General features: G+C 62.9%; 13 protein-coding genes and 1 riboswitch. Of the genes, 10 read left to right on the forward strand and 3 right to left on the reverse strand.

Annotated features, from left to right (window positions below):
- Positions 1 to 523 precede the first annotated feature (523 nt).
- Entirely contained in the window at positions 524 to 1,216 is a 693-nt protein-coding gene (ung, locus tag WBB95_RS06480; protein ID WP_424486810.1) for a uracil-DNA glycosylase, read from the reverse strand.
- 135 nt (positions 1,217 to 1,351) lie between these two features.
- Here ung and WBB95_RS06485 point away from each other — a divergent pair, with 135 nt between their 5' ends.
- On the forward strand, positions 1,352 to 2,464 hold the full coding sequence (locus tag WBB95_RS06485) for an enoyl-CoA hydratase/isomerase family protein (RefSeq protein ID WP_424486811.1): 1,113 nt from the start codon (positions 1,352 to 1,354) through the stop codon (positions 2,462 to 2,464).
- Positions 2,465 to 2,471: 7 nt separating this feature from the next.
- On the opposite strand, the gene WBB95_RS06490 is transcribed toward WBB95_RS06485, so the two are convergent.
- The gene (locus WBB95_RS06490; RefSeq protein WP_424486812.1) at positions 2,472 to 2,903 is read right to left on the reverse strand and encodes a DUF3757 domain-containing protein; all 432 of its coding nucleotides are present in this window, start codon (positions 2,901 to 2,903) and stop codon (positions 2,472 to 2,474) included.
- Between the two features lie 160 nt (positions 2,904 to 3,063).
- Positions 3,064 to 3,402 carry a hypothetical protein gene (locus WBB95_RS06495; protein ID WP_424486813.1) on the reverse strand — a complete coding sequence of 113 codons (339 nt, stop codon included), beginning with the start codon at positions 3,400 to 3,402 and terminating at the stop codon, positions 3,064 to 3,066.
- A gap of 314 nt (positions 3,403 to 3,716) precedes the next feature.
- Positions 3,717 to 3,818: riboswitch (guanidine-I (ykkC/yxkD leader) on the forward strand.
- A 60-nt stretch (positions 3,819 to 3,878) separates the two neighbouring features.
- Between WBB95_RS06495 and WBB95_RS06500 the strand changes: the two genes are divergently transcribed.
- The 9 genes from WBB95_RS06500 to WBB95_RS06540 all read left to right on the forward strand — a co-directional run bounded on the left by WBB95_RS06500 (position 3,879) and on the right by WBB95_RS06540 (position 14,487).
- On the forward strand, positions 3,879 to 4,946 hold the full coding sequence (locus WBB95_RS06500; RefSeq protein WP_424486814.1) for a putative urea ABC transporter substrate-binding protein: 1,068 nt from the start codon (positions 3,879 to 3,881) through the stop codon (positions 4,944 to 4,946).
- A gap of 12 nt (positions 4,947 to 4,958) precedes the next feature.
- Positions 4,959 to 5,774: an ABC transporter permease gene (locus WBB95_RS06505; RefSeq protein WP_424486815.1), complete on the forward strand. Its 816-nt coding sequence runs from the start codon at positions 4,959 to 4,961 to the stop codon at positions 5,772 to 5,774.
- Positions 5,771 to 6,535 (forward strand): ABC transporter ATP-binding protein, encoded by a 765-nt coding sequence (locus tag WBB95_RS06510; protein WP_424486816.1) that lies wholly within the window; start codon positions 5,771 to 5,773, stop codon positions 6,533 to 6,535. Before WBB95_RS06505 ends, WBB95_RS06510 begins: the two co-directional genes overlap by 4 nt.
- Positions 6,532 to 7,257 (forward strand): urea amidolyase associated protein UAAP1, encoded by a 726-nt coding sequence (locus WBB95_RS06515; protein WP_424486817.1) that lies wholly within the window; start codon positions 6,532 to 6,534, stop codon positions 7,255 to 7,257. The genes WBB95_RS06510 and WBB95_RS06515 overlap by 4 nt, the downstream gene beginning before the upstream one ends.
- A 9-nt stretch (positions 7,258 to 7,266) precedes the next feature.
- The gene (locus tag WBB95_RS06520) at positions 7,267 to 7,896 is read left to right on the forward strand and encodes an urea amidolyase associated protein UAAP2 (RefSeq protein ID WP_424486818.1); all 630 of its coding nucleotides are present in this window, start codon (positions 7,267 to 7,269) and stop codon (positions 7,894 to 7,896) included.
- A gap of 261 nt (positions 7,897 to 8,157) precedes the next feature.
- Complete coding sequence (gene uca / locus WBB95_RS06525; RefSeq protein ID WP_424486819.1) at positions 8,158 to 11,718, forward strand: urea carboxylase; 3,561 nt, start codon at positions 8,158 to 8,160, stop codon at positions 11,716 to 11,718.
- Between the two features lie 28 nt (positions 11,719 to 11,746).
- Positions 11,747 to 13,519, forward strand: a complete 1,773-nt coding sequence (atzF, locus tag WBB95_RS06530) for an allophanate hydrolase (protein ID WP_424486820.1) — start codon at positions 11,747 to 11,749, stop codon at positions 13,517 to 13,519.
- 63 nt (positions 13,520 to 13,582) lie between these two features.
- Positions 13,583 to 13,795 carry a cysteine-rich CWC family protein gene (locus WBB95_RS06535; protein ID WP_424486821.1) on the forward strand — a complete coding sequence of 71 codons (213 nt, stop codon included), beginning with the start codon at positions 13,583 to 13,585 and terminating at the stop codon, positions 13,793 to 13,795.
- Positions 13,795 to 14,487 (forward strand): 16S rRNA pseudouridine(516) synthase, encoded by a 693-nt coding sequence (locus WBB95_RS06540; RefSeq protein WP_424486822.1) that lies wholly within the window; start codon positions 13,795 to 13,797, stop codon positions 14,485 to 14,487. Before WBB95_RS06535 ends, WBB95_RS06540 begins: the two co-directional genes overlap by 1 nt.
- The last annotated feature ends 166 nt before the right edge of the window (positions 14,488 to 14,653 follow it).

The following is a 14,653-nucleotide window of genomic DNA, read 5'->3' on the forward strand; positions in this document are numbered from 1 at the left end:
GTGTATCAGCCAATGAATCTGTTGACTGACACACCGCCTTCGCGAGCAAGCCCGCTCCCACAGTAAATCTCATTTCACCAGGTAAAAGTTGTGCTGCTCTGCTGTTGCCCTGCTTCTGCTTCAACCACTCAGGTCGGCTTTCAGGCCGCCGTGCTGTAGATCTTGATTTTGATGTTGATCTCAGGCGCCCCGTTAACCACGATGGCCGCACGCAGGCTTGAATCCGTGGGCAACCCGGCAGGACGCCGGGTTAGCCGTGTTGGGCCATGGATGGCCCGTCACGGCGGCCCACGGATTCAAGCCGGAGTGCGGGCATGCCGAGCCACAGCGAGGCACCGAGTGGAGGGGCAAGAGCCTTTTGGTTACTTTTGGCTGGGCCGGCATTCCGGCTCCTTTCAAAAGTGACCCGCCGTAAGGGCGGAACCCATAGAAGCCATCACCCAAATAACGGATATACCCCCCATCTACGCATCGGCTATAAACCGCCATCGCCACTCAAGCCAGCCCCAGATCACTGCGAGCTCTAGATTGGCGGCAACCGCCACTCAATCGGCGCCTCGCCATTCTGCTCAAGAAACTTGTTGGTACGGCTGAAATGCCCACACCCCAAAAACCCACGGTACGCCGACAATGGCGACGGGTGCACCGACGTCAGCACCAAATGCTTGGTCGCATCCACCAGCTTTTGCTTGCCTTGCGCATGAGCGCCCCACAACAGGAACACCAAGTGCGGCTGATGCTCGCTGACCACCTGGATAACCCGATCGGTAAAGTGCTGCCAGCCCTTGCCCGCATGGGCGTTGGCGTTGGCGCGCTCCACGGTCATGGTGGTGTTGAGCATCAACACGCCCTGATCCGCCCAGCTTTGCAGGCAACCGTGGTTGGGGATGTCGATATTCAGGTCACGCTTGAGCTCTTTGTAAATATTCACCAGCGACGGCGGCGTCGGCACACCCGGTTGCACCGAAAAGCACAAGCCATGGGCCTGGCCCGGGCCGTGGTACGGGTCCTGGCCGAGGATCACCACCTTGACCTTGTCCAGCGGCGTGGAATTAAGCGCGTTGAAAATCAGCGGTCCCGGCGGGTAGATCTCTTTGCCGGCAGCGTGTTCCTGACGCAGAAACTCACGCAGTTCGGCCATGTAGGGCTGGTCGAACTCATCCCGCAGGGCGTGTTTCCAGCTGGGTTCGAGTTTGATACGGTCGCCTTCGGTCATGGTGGGGTCATCGCGTAAAAAAGAATGGGCGAACCCTAGGAAAGCCGACCCCGCTTGTCAATTGATCTGACACACAACCGACACTTTCCGTTGAAGCGATCATACTGAACCTTCACTGTCTCGATTGAGGTCACGATGAACCTGCACTTCGAAGAGTTGACCGGCAGCGGCGGTGCCCGCCTCGGCATCGCCAGCCTGGACGCTGAAAAGTCCCTCAATGCACTGTCATTACCGATGATCCTGGCCCTGGGCGAACGCCTGGATGCCTGGGCCAAAGACCCGAACATCACCTGCGTGCTGCTGCGCGGCAACGGCGCCAAGGCTTTTTGCGCCGGCGGCGAGGTACGCAGCCTGGCTCAAGCCTGCCGTGAACACCCAGACGTGGTGCCGCCGTTGGCCGCACAGTTTTTCGCCGCGGAATACCGCCTCGACTATCGCCTGCACACCTACCCGAAACCGCTGATTTGCTGGGGCCATGGCTACGTGCTGGGTGGCGGCATGGGTCTGCTGCAAAGTGCGGCGGTGCGCATCGTCACACCGAGCAGCCGCCTGGCCATGCCCGAGATCAGCATCGGCCTGTACCCGGACGTGGGCGCAAGCTGGTTCCTGTCACGGCTGCCCGGCAAGCTCGGCCTGTTCCTGGGCCTCACCGGCGCGCACATCAATGGTCGTGATGCGTTGGACCTCGGCCTGGCCGACCGTTTTCTGCGTGACGACCAGCAAGAAGAGCTGATCGAAGGCCTGCTGCAACTGAACTGGCAGGAACAGACCGCGATACAACTCAACAGCCTGCTCAGGGCGCTGGACCAGGAAGCCACTGGGCAACAACCCGAAGCACAATGGTTACCGCGCAGAGCACAGATCGACGAATGGCTGGATGTCGGCGACGTAAGCTGTGCCTGGCGCGCCTTGAGCTTGTTGCGCGACCACGCCGACCCGCTGTTCAGTCGCGCCGGCAAGACCCTCAGTGAAGGCTGCCCGCTGACCGCACACCTGGTGTGGGAACAGATCCAGCGTGCCCGGCACTTGTCGTTGGCCGAGGTGTTCCAGATGGAGTACACCTTGAGCCTCAATTGCTGCCGCCATCCGGAGTTCAGCGAAGGGGTACGGGCGCGCCTGATCGACAAGGACCAGACGCCCCACTGGCACTGGCCCGATGTCAACAGCGTCCCGGAAGCGGTGGTACAGGCGCACTTCGCCAAGGCGTGGGAAGGCAGGAACCCTTTGGCAGACCTGTCCGATTATTGACAGAACATCAGTTACGGCTCCTGACCGTGAAGGCACAGTTGTCCGGCTGCCGATCCTCGCAGATATAGACCACCTGCTTCAGCGCATCGTTGGCGAGCTCCCAATACAGGGTGCTCGTCAGCGACATGGTGTTGATTCTTTCCGGCATGTCGTATCTCAGCGCCACCACCTGCCCGTTGCCCATCAGGTACACACACTTGTCCAGGTAACCGTTTTCCCGTTCCTGGCCTTTGCCCGGGGTGAAGAGCGCACCAATGAACCGGTCGGCGAAGTCGGGAACATCGACCTTTGGGCTTTGCCATGACGACTGCCCGTTCGAGGCGATGAAATAACCCTTTTCATATTTGACCGACGATGGATAAGGGCAACCCTGCTCCGCGTGTACCTGCGCGATGCCGCCTGCCATCAGGGCAAGCAGGCACGCTGACTGTTTGATCATATGAAATCCCATACACCCACTGGCCTCTTGGCAACGCACAACGGCGAAACCGCAGTGAAGCCTATCTGAAGCCCTTACGATAGCTGTTAAATCTGACAGTATCGACAAACGGTACACATAAAAAAGCGGCGCCTGTAGCGCCGCTTGAAATCCAGATTTGTCAACGATGACCGCCGCGACCTCCTCCGTGATCGGATCCACGGCCTGGCCCGCCATTGCCCCAATGCCCGCCCCAGCCCTGATTCGGGTACGGCCTGTAAGCGGGCCGAGGGTAGTAGCGCGGTGCCGGCTGGTAATACCGCGGCGCCGAGTAGTAGCGCGGTGGCGGCGCATAGTAGCTGCGCCCGTATTGATAATAGGCCGGGCCGCCGTAGTAATAGGCCGGGGCCGGTGCGGTGTAGACCTCTGATCGATAGTAAGTCGCGCCTCCATCGTAATAGGGCACACAAGCGGAAAGGGTCAGACCGAGTAAAACGGTGAGCAGCAGTCGTCGATACATGGCGGCCTCCTGGACCGCGGAAGAGCACCTCCAGCGACGCTGGAGGGCGGCATTCGGATTTCACCGAATGACGAAATATCTGACATCAAAAACAGAATCTGGTGCGTTTCTGACACAGGTTGAAACACCTGTTTCAGACGAATCGATCGCCTCATTGCAGTGCAACTGCGCACCAGCACAACGCACACCTGTGCGCCTGCGCATCACCTCTGTTGCGCAAACCCGCGTTCTACGAGCCCGCCGCTGACTTGGCACGACTCTCGCTTTGCCTCCCACCGTGCAGGATTCATTACAGGTTCGCGGCACCACAATTTGCAATGGCTGACTAGGGTTCCGGCTCGCTTGATGCGAGTGGCTGGTCCGAGAGTTGGCGACCTCCAGTTGAGGTTACACGGCGGGATAAAAGCCCGGGAGACAAGCCACCGTTTACGGTGCCGCGTTGCTCCTGCTCGCCCATGTTCAACTGGAGAAGCCCCATGCCACTACTGCGTTTACCCGCCTTGCTCGCCGCCGCCTTTGCCGCCGTGCTGAGCGTTCAAACCCAAGCCGCCCCCAAAGACCATTTCAGCGTGTGCTGGACCATCTATGCCGGTTGGATGCCCTGGGAGTATGCCGGCAGCCAAGGCATCCTCGACAAATGGGCGAAGAAGTACGGCATCAAGATCGACATGGTCCAGCTCAACGACTACGTCGAATCCATCAACCAGTACACCGCCGGGCAGTTTGACGGCTGCACCATGACCAACATGGACGCCCTGACGATCCCCGCCGCCGGTGGTGTGGACAGCACCGCACTGGTGGTCAGCGACTTCTCCAACGGCAACGACGGCGTGGTGATCAAGGGCACCGGCAAAACCGTGGCCGACCTCAAGGGCATGAACGTCAACCTGGTGGAACTCTCGGTCTCCCACTACCTGCTGGCCCGCGCGCTGGAGTCAGCCGACCTCACTGAGAAAGACCTGAAAGTGGTCAACACCTCCGACGCCGACATCGCCGCCGCCTTCAACACCGACCAGGTGCAAGCCGTCACCACCTGGAACCCCATGCTCTCCGAGATCAAGGCCAAGCCCGGCGTCAGCGAAGTGTTCGACTCCAGCAAAGTCCCCGGCGAAATCATGGACATGATGGTGGTCAACACCCAGACCCTTAAAGACAACCCCAAGCTGGGCAAGGCGCTGACCGGTGCCTGGTTTGAAGTGGTCGCGCTGATGAATGCGAAAAACGCCGCCAGCACCGACGCCCTGGAACACATGGCCAAGGCCTCCGGCACCGACCTCAAGGGGTTCCAGTCGCAACTGGACACCACCAAGCTGTTCGCCACGCCCAAGGAAGCGCTGGCCTTCGCTACCAGCGCGCAGTTGCCCGCCACCATGCGCAAGGTCGCCGAGTTCTCGTTTGAGCACGGCTTGCTCGGCGAAGGGGCCAAGGACACCAGCGCCGTGGGCATGAGTTTCGCCAACGGCGTGACCAGCGGCGACACCGCCAACCTCAAGCTGCATTTCGACCCCAGCTACGTGCAGATGGCCGCCGACGGCACGCTGTAAGAGGACCCGGCCATGCGCCTGATCAACCGTCACCCGGAACGCGCCAGCCGCCTGCTGCTGGTGCTGCTGCCGTTCGCTTTGCTGCTGCTCGCCTACTTCGTGGGCTCGGCCGAGCGCCTGGCAGACAACCCCAACGACAAGCTGCTGCCCAGCGCCGTACAAATGGGCGACGCGGTTAAACGCCTGGCGTTCAGCGCCGATGCGCGCACCGGTGAATACGTGCTGTGGCAAGACAGCGCATCAAGCCTGCGCCGCCTGGCCATCGGCCTGGGCATCAGCGCCCTCGCCGGCCTGTGCCTGGGCATCGCCGCCGGGACGCTGCCGCTGTTTGGCGCGCCGTTGTCGCCGCTGCTGACGGTGCTGTCGATGGTGCCGCCGCTGGCGATCCTGCCAATCCTGTTCATCGTGTTTGGCCTGGGGGAGTTATCCAAAGTGATGCTGATTGTCATCGGCATCACCCCGGCCCTGGCCCGTGACCTGGAACAACGCGCGCGGGAAATTCCCGTCGAATTGCTGGTCAAGGCGCAGACCCTCGGTGCTTCCACCTGGACCTTGATGCTGCGCGTGGTGCTCCCGCAATTACTGCCGCGCCTGCTGATCTCGTTACGGCTGATGCTGGGCTCGGCGTGGTTGTTCCTGATCGCCGCTGAAGCCATCGCCTCCACTGACGGCCTGGGCTACCGGATTTTCCTGGTGCGCCGTTACCTCGCGATGGATGTGATTCTGCCCTACGTGGTGTGGATCACCCTGCTCGCCTGGCTGATGGACTGGGGCCTCAAGGCCCTGACCCGGCGCGCGTTCCCCTGGTACGAAGGAGCGCGGGCATGAGCTTTATCAGCGTCAACAACGTGTGGCAGCGCTATGGCGACCAAGTGGTGTTGGAAGGCCTGAACCTGCAGGTGGCCGAGGGTGAGTTTTGCACCTTGGTGGGCACCTCCGGCTGCGGCAAATCCACCTTCCTGCGCCTGTTGCTGGGCCAGGAAACCGCGAGCAAAGGCCAGATCCTGCTGGACGGCCAGGCCCTCGCGGCCGAGCCGGATGCCAGCCGTGGCGTGGTGTTCCAGCGTTATTCAGTGTTCCCGCATTTGAGCGTGCTGGACAACGTCACCCTCGGCCTTGAGTTGCCGCGCTCGCCGTTACTGGGTCGACTGTTCGGCAAAGCAAAAAAAGACACCCGCGAGCACGCCGCCGCATTGCTGCACAAGGTCGGTCTCGGCCACGCGCTCGACAAGTACCCGGCGCAGCTCTCCGGTGGCATGCAGCAACGCCTGGCCATCGCCCAGGCCTTGATCATGAAACCGCGCGTGTTGCTGCTGGATGAACCGTTCGGCGCCCTCGACCCGGGCATTCGCAAAGACATGCACCAGTTGCTGCTGGCGCTGTGGCGCGAAACCCGGCTGACAGTGTTCATGGTCACCCACGACCTGAGCGAAGGCTTCAGCCTCGGCACCCGCCTGCTGGTGTTCGACAAAGTCCGCGTCGACCCCCATACCCCCGGCGCATATGGCGCCCGCATCACCTACGACATTCCTTTGAACAGCGAGCGCCGCAAGGCAATCGCCGCCGAACTTGGAGCGACTTCCAAATGACCGATTCCACCCAACTGTTCCCGCCCTTCGCCGAGGAAATGCTGCCCGGCGGCGGCCACCGTTCCTTTGTGCTCAAACGCGGCCAACTGCTGCGCCTTACCGACATCCGTGGCGGCGCTAACGTTAGCCTGACCCTGCTCAATGCCAACGAAAAAACCGAGCGCCTGAACCTGCCCGACAGCCTCAAATGCCAACACACCGCCAAGCTCACCGCCGGCCATTGCCTGTACTCGGACATGGGCCGCGTGCTGGCCGCGATCACCGCCGACACCTGCGGCTGGAGCGACAGCATCGGCGGCGTGCTGTGCGCCGCCGAGGTGGCCGAAAAATACGGTCAAGGCCGTTATCAGGAGCTGCGCAACGGCTTCTTCCGCAATGGCACCGACAACCTGCTGGTGGAGCTGGGCAAGTGGGGCCTGGGCCTGTCCGACTTGCTGATGACCCTCAACCTGTTCAGCCGCGTCAGCGTGGACGAACACGGTGGCTTGCACTTTGTGCCGGGCAATTCCAAAGCCGGTGACTGCATCGAACTCTACGCGCCGATGGACACGTTGGTGGTGCTCACCGCCCTGCAACACCCGATGGATCCCAACCCCAACTACGCCCCGCAACCGCTGAAACTGAGCTGGATGAATGCTGACCCAAGCGTCGCTGAACACTGCCGCACGTCGCGCCCGGAAAATGAGCGCGGCTTTATCAACACCGACCGTCTGTTTGCCTGAGGAGCTGCCATGTCTATCGCACTGAAACAACCGGACGCGGCCGTGTACCGCGCCACCATTGCCGCTGGCGAGCCTTGGCTGATGGAGGTCAAGGCCGGCCAGACCTTGCGCATCCTCGACCTTGAAGGCAACCAGGCCGTCGACACGCTGTTCTACAGCCTGCAAAACCCGCGCGAGCGCTACGACGTGCAGCGCACGTTGCGTCGGCAAAACAGCGTCTACCTGAGTACCGGCAGCGTGCTGTATTCCAACCTCGGCCAGCCAATGCTGACCATCGTCGACGACACCTGCGGGCGCCACGACACCCTCGGCGGCGCCTGCGCCCAGGAGAGCAACACCGTGCGCTACGCCCTGGAAAAACGCTACATGCACAGCTGCCGCGACAACTACCTGCGCGCCTGTGCCCATGACGGGCGCCTGGGTAAAAGCGACATCGGGCCGAACATCAATTTCTTCATGAATGTGCCGGTGACAGCAGATGGCGGGCTGACCTTCGAAGACGGTATTTCCGCCCCCGGCAAGTACGTGGACCTGCGCGCCGAGATGGACGTGATCGTGCTGATTTCCAACTGCCCGCAACTGAACAATCCGTGCAATGGCTACAACCCAACCCCTGCGGAGTTACTGGTATGGAACTGAAAATAAAGCGGTTGCGCCAATGGCTGTTCGCGCTGTGCCAGGCGCGCAGCGGGCAGTGCCTTAACAAACACTGAGGTTCAAAAATGTGGGAGCTGGCTTGCCTGCGATGGCGGTGCGTCAGTCGACCAATGGCGTGACTGATACACCGCCATCGCGGGCAAGCCCGCTCCCACATTTTGGATCTCCACTGATTTCGGAATTTGCGCTGCGGACGACCGTAGCGTCACCTTCACTTTGCGGGACGGCCCGCAGGGTTCTGCCATGTTCGAAAAACTCTTGATCGCCAACCGCGGCGCCATCGCCTGCCGCATCCTGCGCACCTTGCGCGAGCTGCAGGTCAAAGGCATCGCTGTGTACGCCGAAGCCGATGCGGCCAGCCTGCATATCCAGCAAGCCGACGAGGCCTACAGCCTCGGCGAAGGTGCTGCGACGGGCACCTACCTGGCGGTGGAAAAAATCCTCGCCACGGCCAAAGCCTGTGGCGCCACCGCCATTCATCCTGGCTACGGCTTTCTGTCGGAAAACGCCGCGTTTGCCGAAGCCTGCGAAAGCGCCGGCATTGCCTTCGTCGGGCCGACGCCAGAGCAACTGCGCGTCTTCGGCCTCAAGCACACCGCCCGCGCCTTGGCCAAGCAGCACCAGATCCCACTGCTGGAAGGCACTGAGCTGCTCGACAGCCTGGAGGTGGCGCTGCTGGCCGCTGACCACGTGGGGTATCCGGTGATGCTCAAAAGCACCGCGGGGGGTGGCGGTATTGGCATGCGCGTGTGCCGCAGCGCGGCTGAGTTGAGCGAATCCTTCGAGGCGGTCAAACGCCTGGGGCAGAACAACTTCAGCGATGCCGGCGTGTTTATCGAGAAGTACATCGAGCACGCCCGCCACCTGGAAGTGCAGGTGTTCGGCGACGGCGCAGGTGAGGTGATCGCCCTCGGCGTGCGCGACTGCTCCGTGCAGCGGCGCAACCAGAAAGTCCTCGAAGAAACCCCGGCACCGAACCTGCCCGACGGCATGGCCGAGGCGTTGTGCGCGGCGGCAATCACCCTGGCCAAGGCGGTGAATTACCGCAGCGCCGGCACCGTGGAGTTCATCTTTGACAGCGCCGATGGCCGCTTCTATTTCCTCGAAGTGAACACGCGGCTGCAGGTGGAGCACGGCGTTACCGAGCAAGTGTGGGGCGTGGACCTGGTGCGCTGGATGGTGCAACTGGCCGCCGGTGAATTGCCGCCGCTGAACACATTGGATCTGAAGCCACACGGCCATGCGATTCAGGCGCGGCTGTATGCGGAAGATCCGGGCAAGGATTTCCAGCCCAGCCCGGGGCTGTTGACCCGTGTGGACTTCCCGGTGGCCGAGGGTTTGCGCATCGATACCTGGGTGGAGGCCGGCTGCGAGATCCCGCCCTACTTCGACCCGATGATCGCCAAGCTCATCACCTGGGCACCGACCCGCGAACAAGCGCGCCTGGCGTTGCATCAGGCTCTGAGCGACAGCCAGCTGTACGGCGTCGAAACCAATCGCGATTACCTGCGCCAGATCCTGCTCGCCGCGCCTTTCGCCAGTGGCCACCCATGGACGCGCTGCCTGGACGGTCTGGTCTATGTAGCCAACACCTTCGAAGTGCTCAGCGCAGGCACGCAAACCAGCGTGCAGGATTACCCTGGCCGTCTCGGTTACTGGGCCGTGGGCGTGCCGCCGTCCGGGCCGATGGACAGTCGCGCGCTGCGCCTTGGCAACCGTCTGCTGGATAACAGCGATGGCGCAGCGGCATTGGAAATCACCATGAGCGGGCCGCTGCTGCGTTTCAATTGCGCAGCGGTGGTCGCGGTGACAGGAGCGGATATTGCGTTGCTGCTCAATGACGCAGCGGTGCCGATGAACACCGCCCTGCTGATTGAACCGGGCTCGGTCCTGAGCCTTGGCACTATCGCCGGGGCAGGCGCGCGCAGCTACCTGTGTGTGCGCGGTGGGCTGCAAGTGCCGGACTATCTGGGCAGCAAAAGCACCTTCACCCTGGGCCAGTTTGGCGGGCACGGCGGGCGGGCTTTGCGCGCCGGAGATGTGTTGCATCTGCCGCCGCTGGTAGACGCCAGCGCCGGACGCGAATTGACCCCGCAACCGCTGGCAGCCGTGCGCGCATTACGTGTGATTTACGGCCCCCACGGCGCACCGGAATACTTCAAGCCCGAGTACATCGACACCTTTTTCGCCACCCAATGGGAAGTGCATTTCAACTCCAGTCGTACCGGCGTGCGGTTGATCGGCCCCAAGCCTGTGTGGGCGCGCACGGACGGCGGCGAGGCGGGGCTGCATCCGTCGAATATTCACGACAACCCCTATGCGATCGGGGCTGTGGATTTTACCGGCGACATGCCGGTGATCCTTGGGCCGGATGGGCCAAGCCTGGGCGGGTTTGTGTGCCCTGTGACGGTGATCGAGGCCGACTTGTGGCAGCTGGGGCAACTGAAGGCTGGCGACACGCTCCGCTTCGAGCCAGTCGATCTCACCACCGCCCGCGCGCTCGCCCTGAACTGGGATCAATGTGGGCGCATTAACCTCAACCCCAGTCAGATCATTTCACCTGTGGTGCTGGACATCGGCGACGCCGACACGCGCCTCGTCGCCCGCCTCGCCGGCGACACTCACCTGCTGCTGGAAATCGGCGCGCCTGAACTCGACCTGGTGCTGCGCTTTCGCGCCCATGCGCTGATGCAGGCGCTCCAGGCCCGCGCTTTGCGGGGCGTGATCGACCTGACGCCGGGCATCCGCTCGCTGCAAATCCACTACCAACCTGAGCAACTGCCCCTGGCCGATTTGTTGGCGCTGGTCAGCCGCGAATGGACCCGCGTGTGTGCCACGCAAAACCTGCAAGTGCCCTCGCGCATCGTGCATTTGCCGTTGTCCTGGGATGACCCGGCCTGCCAACTGGCCATCGAAAAATACATGACCACCGTGCGCAAGGACGCGCCGTGGTGCCCGAGTAACCTGGAGTTCATCCGCCGCATCAACGACCTCGCCAACCTCGACGAAGTACGCCACACGGTGTTCGACGCCAGCTACCTGGTGATGGGCCTGGGGGATGTCTACCTCGGCGCACCGGTGGCCACACCGCTTGACCCGCGCCACCGCCTGGTGACCACCAAATACAACCCCGCCCGCACCTGGACGGCGGAAAACTCAGTGGGCATCGGTGGTGCTTACCTGTGCGTGTATGGCATGGAAGGCCCCGGCGGTTATCAGTTTGTGGGCCGCACCTTGCAGATGTGGAACCGCTACCGGGAAGTGGCGGCGTTTGACGGCAAGCCGTGGTTGCTGCGGTTTTTCGACCAGATTCGGTTCTACCCGGTGAGCGCTGAAGAACTGCAGCGCATTCGTCGAGACTTTCCCCTCGGGCGCTTTGAACTGAACATCGAACACAGCCAGTTGAACCTGGCGCACTACCAGGAATTCCTGGCGCGGGAAGCACCCGGTATCGACGCGTTTCGGGCGCATCAGCGCCACGCCTTCAATGCCGAGCGCGAGCGCTGGATCGCCAGTGGCCAGGCGCATTTCGACAGCGAGGAACCGGCAGCGCCCTTGAGCGCGGACACACCGTTACGCGCCAATGAATGCAGCGTCGACAGCCCTATCGCCGGCAACCTTTGGCAGGTCCAGGTTACTGCCGGCGAGCGGGTCGCCAGCGGTGATGTGCTGGTGATGCTGGAGTCCATGAAAATGGAAATTCCGGTGGTGGCGCCGTTCGCCGGCACCGTGCGCGAGATCCCCGTGCAACCCGGCAGCGGCATCAGCGCCGGGCAGCGGGTGGTGGTGCTGGAACGTGACTGACTTTTCTTTTTCGACAGGCGGACAAGCCATGAATCTGCAACTCGATACCCTGCGCAATGCCTACCTCAGCGGCGACACCACGCCGCGCACTTTGCTGGTGCAACTGCGTGAAAAAGCCGCGCAATTGAACCCCGACTATCACCTGTTCATCCACCTGCTCAGCCTGGCAGAACTGGAGCCATACCTGGCCGCGCTGGACGGTCGTGAGCCTTCTGAGTTGCCGTTGTTTGGCGTGCCTTTTGCGGTCAAGGACAACATCGACCTGGCCGGCATTCCGACCACGGCGGCCTGCCCGGCCTTTGCCTATGTGCCCGAGCGCAGTGCGACGATTGTCGAGCAGTTGATCGCCCTGGGCGCGGTGCCGCTGGGCAAGACCAACCTGGACCAGTTCGCCACCGGGCTCAATGGCAGCCGCTCGCCGTATGGCGCCTGCCCCAACAGTGTGCTGCGCGAATACCCGGCGGGCGGCTCCAGCGCCGGGTCGTCGCTGGCTGTCGCGCTGGGCGTGGCGAGCTTTGCCTTGGGCACCGACACCGCTGGCTCGGGGCGGGTGCCGGCGGCGCTGAATAACCTGGTGGGGCTCAAGGCGAGCAAAGGCCTGATCTCGACGGCGGGCGTGGTGCCGGCGTGCCGTACGCTGGATTGCGTCACCACGTTCACCCGCACGGCGCGCGAGGCCAGCCAGTTGCTGGCGCTGACGGCCACACTGGATCCGCGCGATGCCTACAGCCGCCAGAACCCGGCGTGGAATGACGCTTCGGCCTTTGGTGCGCCGAGGCCGTTTCGCTTTGGCGTGCCGCGCGCGCAAGACCTGGAATTCTTCGGCTGCGCACAAGGCCCACAGCTGTTTCAGCAGGCCATCGCCCGCATGATCGCGCTGGGCGGCGAGCCGGTCAGCCTGGACCTGTCGCCGTTCCTCGAAGCCGCGCGCCTGCTCTACGACGGGCCGTGGGTGGCCGAGCGCTACAGCGTCGCGGGGGCATTGATGGAGCGCGACCCCGACGCCGTACTGCCCGTGATTCGTGCGGTGTTGGCCAAGGCACCCGCAGTGACGGGCGTCGACACCTTCCGTGCTCAATACCGCCTGCAAACCTTGAAAGCGCACTGCGATCGTTTGCTGCAAGGGCTCGATTGCGTGCTGACGCCGACGATCGGTCGACCGGTTTCCCTTGAAGAACTGCGCGCCGAACCGGTGCTGCGCAACGCCGAACTGGGCTACTACACCAACTTCATGAACCTGCTGGACTACGCGGCCGTCGCCGTGCCCAGCGCGTTTATGGCCAACGGTTTGCCCTGGGGCGTGACACTGTTTGGCCGTGCTTTTACCGATCAATACCTGTTGGGCGTGGCGGACGCCCTGCAACGCCAGCAGGACGCGGCGATGGCTACGACTGCCAGCACCACCAGCCATGACGTCACACGGCTGGTGGTGTGTGGCGCGCACCTGCAAGGGCTGGGGTTGAACGGCCAACTGCTGCGCCGCGGTGCGCACTTGCTGGAGCGCACCCACAGCTCGCCGGATTACCAACTGTTCGCCCTGCCCGGCGGCCCGCCCTATCGCCCCGGCATGCTGCGGGTGAGCGAGGGCGGCGTGGCCATCGACGTAGAAGTGTGGGAACTGCCGAGCAGTGAGCTTGGCTCGTTCCTTACCGGCATCCCGGCGCCACTGGGCCTGGGCAAGGTACAACTGGCGGACGGCCGTTGGGAAACGGGTTTCATCTGCGAACCCTACGGCCTGAGCGGCGCGGTGGACATCAGCCACTTCGGCGGCTGGCGCGCCTACCTGCGCAGCTTGCAATAGCGGGGCGGCGCTGTATCGTGCAGGGAACTCCGGGGCCCTGCCCGATACCGCCTGAACCGACCGATGACCACACCAACCCTTTGCCCCGCCTGCGGCGCCCGCAACGACTGCTCGCTGGCCGACCCGCGCACCGCCGACCAAGCCTGCTGGTGCTACAGCGTCACCATCGACCCGGCGGTGCTCGAAGCGCTGCCGGACGCGCTGCGCAACACAGCCTGCCTGTGCCCGCGTTGCGCCCAGGTGGACGCGCAACTGCGTGGGGCTGAACAAGCGTAATGCGCGTAGATCGTTTCCTCAGTAACCTGCCGCGCTTCAATCGCCAGCAAGTGCGTTTGCTGTTGGTAGAGCGCCGAGTGAGCGTCGATGGCGTGGCCGTCAGCGACCCACACCATGAAGTGCGCGAGTTCAGCCGTGTGTGCGTCGATGGCGACGTGCTGCAGGCGGGGAAACCGGCGCGTTATTTCATGCTGTACAAACCCCAAGGCTGTGTGAGCGCCACGTCCGACCCGCAACACCCCACCGTCCTCGACTGGCTGGAGGAGCCGGACAAGGGCGAACTGCACATCGCCGGGCGCCTGGACTTCAACACCACCGGGCTGATGCTGATCACCAACGACGGCCAATGGTCGCGACGCCTGACGCAGCCGCAGACCAAACTGCCCAAGGTTTACCGCGTGGAAACCGAGCAGGCCATCGGGCCGGAATACGCGGTGACGTTTGCGGCGGGCCTGTACTTCGCCTTTGAAGACCTCACCACCCAACCCGCCGAGCTGGAATTGCTGGGGCCGACGACGGCGCGCTTGAGCATCGTCGAAGGTCGCTATCACCAGGTGAAGCGCATGTTCGGGCATTTTGATAACAAGGTCATCGGCCTGCACCGTGAGCGAATGGGGCCACTGGTGCTGGATGCGGCACTGGCGCCGGGCGAATACCGGGCGCTGACCGACGACGAAATCCGACAGGTCTGACGACCGTTCGGCCGGTGATGGCAAAAAACCAGTTTGTCGCCTTGCGAGGTGGCACCTCTGCTGCTTGAATCAAAATCACCAGTTTAAATATGACTGGCGAGTCGCCTATAACCTCCAAGAAACACCTTGCCCCGCCCGCGCTTGATCCACGGGCCTCTCAGGCAAA

Source organism: Pseudomonas sp., assembly GCF_049645325.1.
In the GTDB taxonomy this organism is placed as follows: Bacteria; Pseudomonadota; Gammaproteobacteria; order Pseudomonadales; family Pseudomonadaceae; genus Aquipseudomonas.

Excerpts from the sequence above, each read along its gene's own strand:
- ung (WP_424486810.1), bottom strand. The coding sequence starts at position 1,216 with ATGACCGAAGGCGACCGTATCAAACTCGAACCCAGCTGGAAACACGCC.
- WBB95_RS06485 (WP_424486811.1), top strand. The coding sequence starts at position 1,352 with ATGAACCTGCACTTCGAAGAGTTGACCGGCAGCGGCGGTGCCCGCCTC.
- WBB95_RS06535 (WP_424486821.1), top strand. The coding sequence starts at position 13,583 with ATGACCACACCAACCCTTTGCCCCGCCTGCGGCGCCCGCAACGACTGC.
- atzF (WP_424486820.1), top strand. The coding sequence starts at position 11,747 with ATGAATCTGCAACTCGATACCCTGCGCAATGCCTACCTCAGCGGCGAC.
- WBB95_RS06500 (WP_424486814.1), top strand. The coding sequence starts at position 3,879 with ATGCCACTACTGCGTTTACCCGCCTTGCTCGCCGCCGCCTTTGCCGCC.
- WBB95_RS06505 (WP_424486815.1), top strand. The coding sequence starts at position 4,959 with ATGCGCCTGATCAACCGTCACCCGGAACGCGCCAGCCGCCTGCTGCTG.
- WBB95_RS06540 (WP_424486822.1), top strand. The coding sequence starts at position 13,795 with ATGCGCGTAGATCGTTTCCTCAGTAACCTGCCGCGCTTCAATCGCCAG.
- WBB95_RS06495 (WP_424486813.1), bottom strand. The coding sequence starts at position 3,402 with ATGTATCGACGACTGCTGCTCACCGTTTTACTCGGTCTGACCCTTTCC.
- uca (WP_424486819.1), top strand. The coding sequence starts at position 8,158 with ATGTTCGAAAAACTCTTGATCGCCAACCGCGGCGCCATCGCCTGCCGC.
- WBB95_RS06520 (WP_424486818.1), top strand. The coding sequence starts at position 7,267 with ATGTCTATCGCACTGAAACAACCGGACGCGGCCGTGTACCGCGCCACC.
- WBB95_RS06490 (WP_424486812.1), bottom strand. The coding sequence starts at position 2,903 with ATGATCAAACAGTCAGCGTGCCTGCTTGCCCTGATGGCAGGCGGCATC.
- WBB95_RS06510 (WP_424486816.1), top strand. The coding sequence starts at position 5,771 with ATGAGCTTTATCAGCGTCAACAACGTGTGGCAGCGCTATGGCGACCAA.
- WBB95_RS06515 (WP_424486817.1), top strand. The coding sequence starts at position 6,532 with ATGACCGATTCCACCCAACTGTTCCCGCCCTTCGCCGAGGAAATGCTG.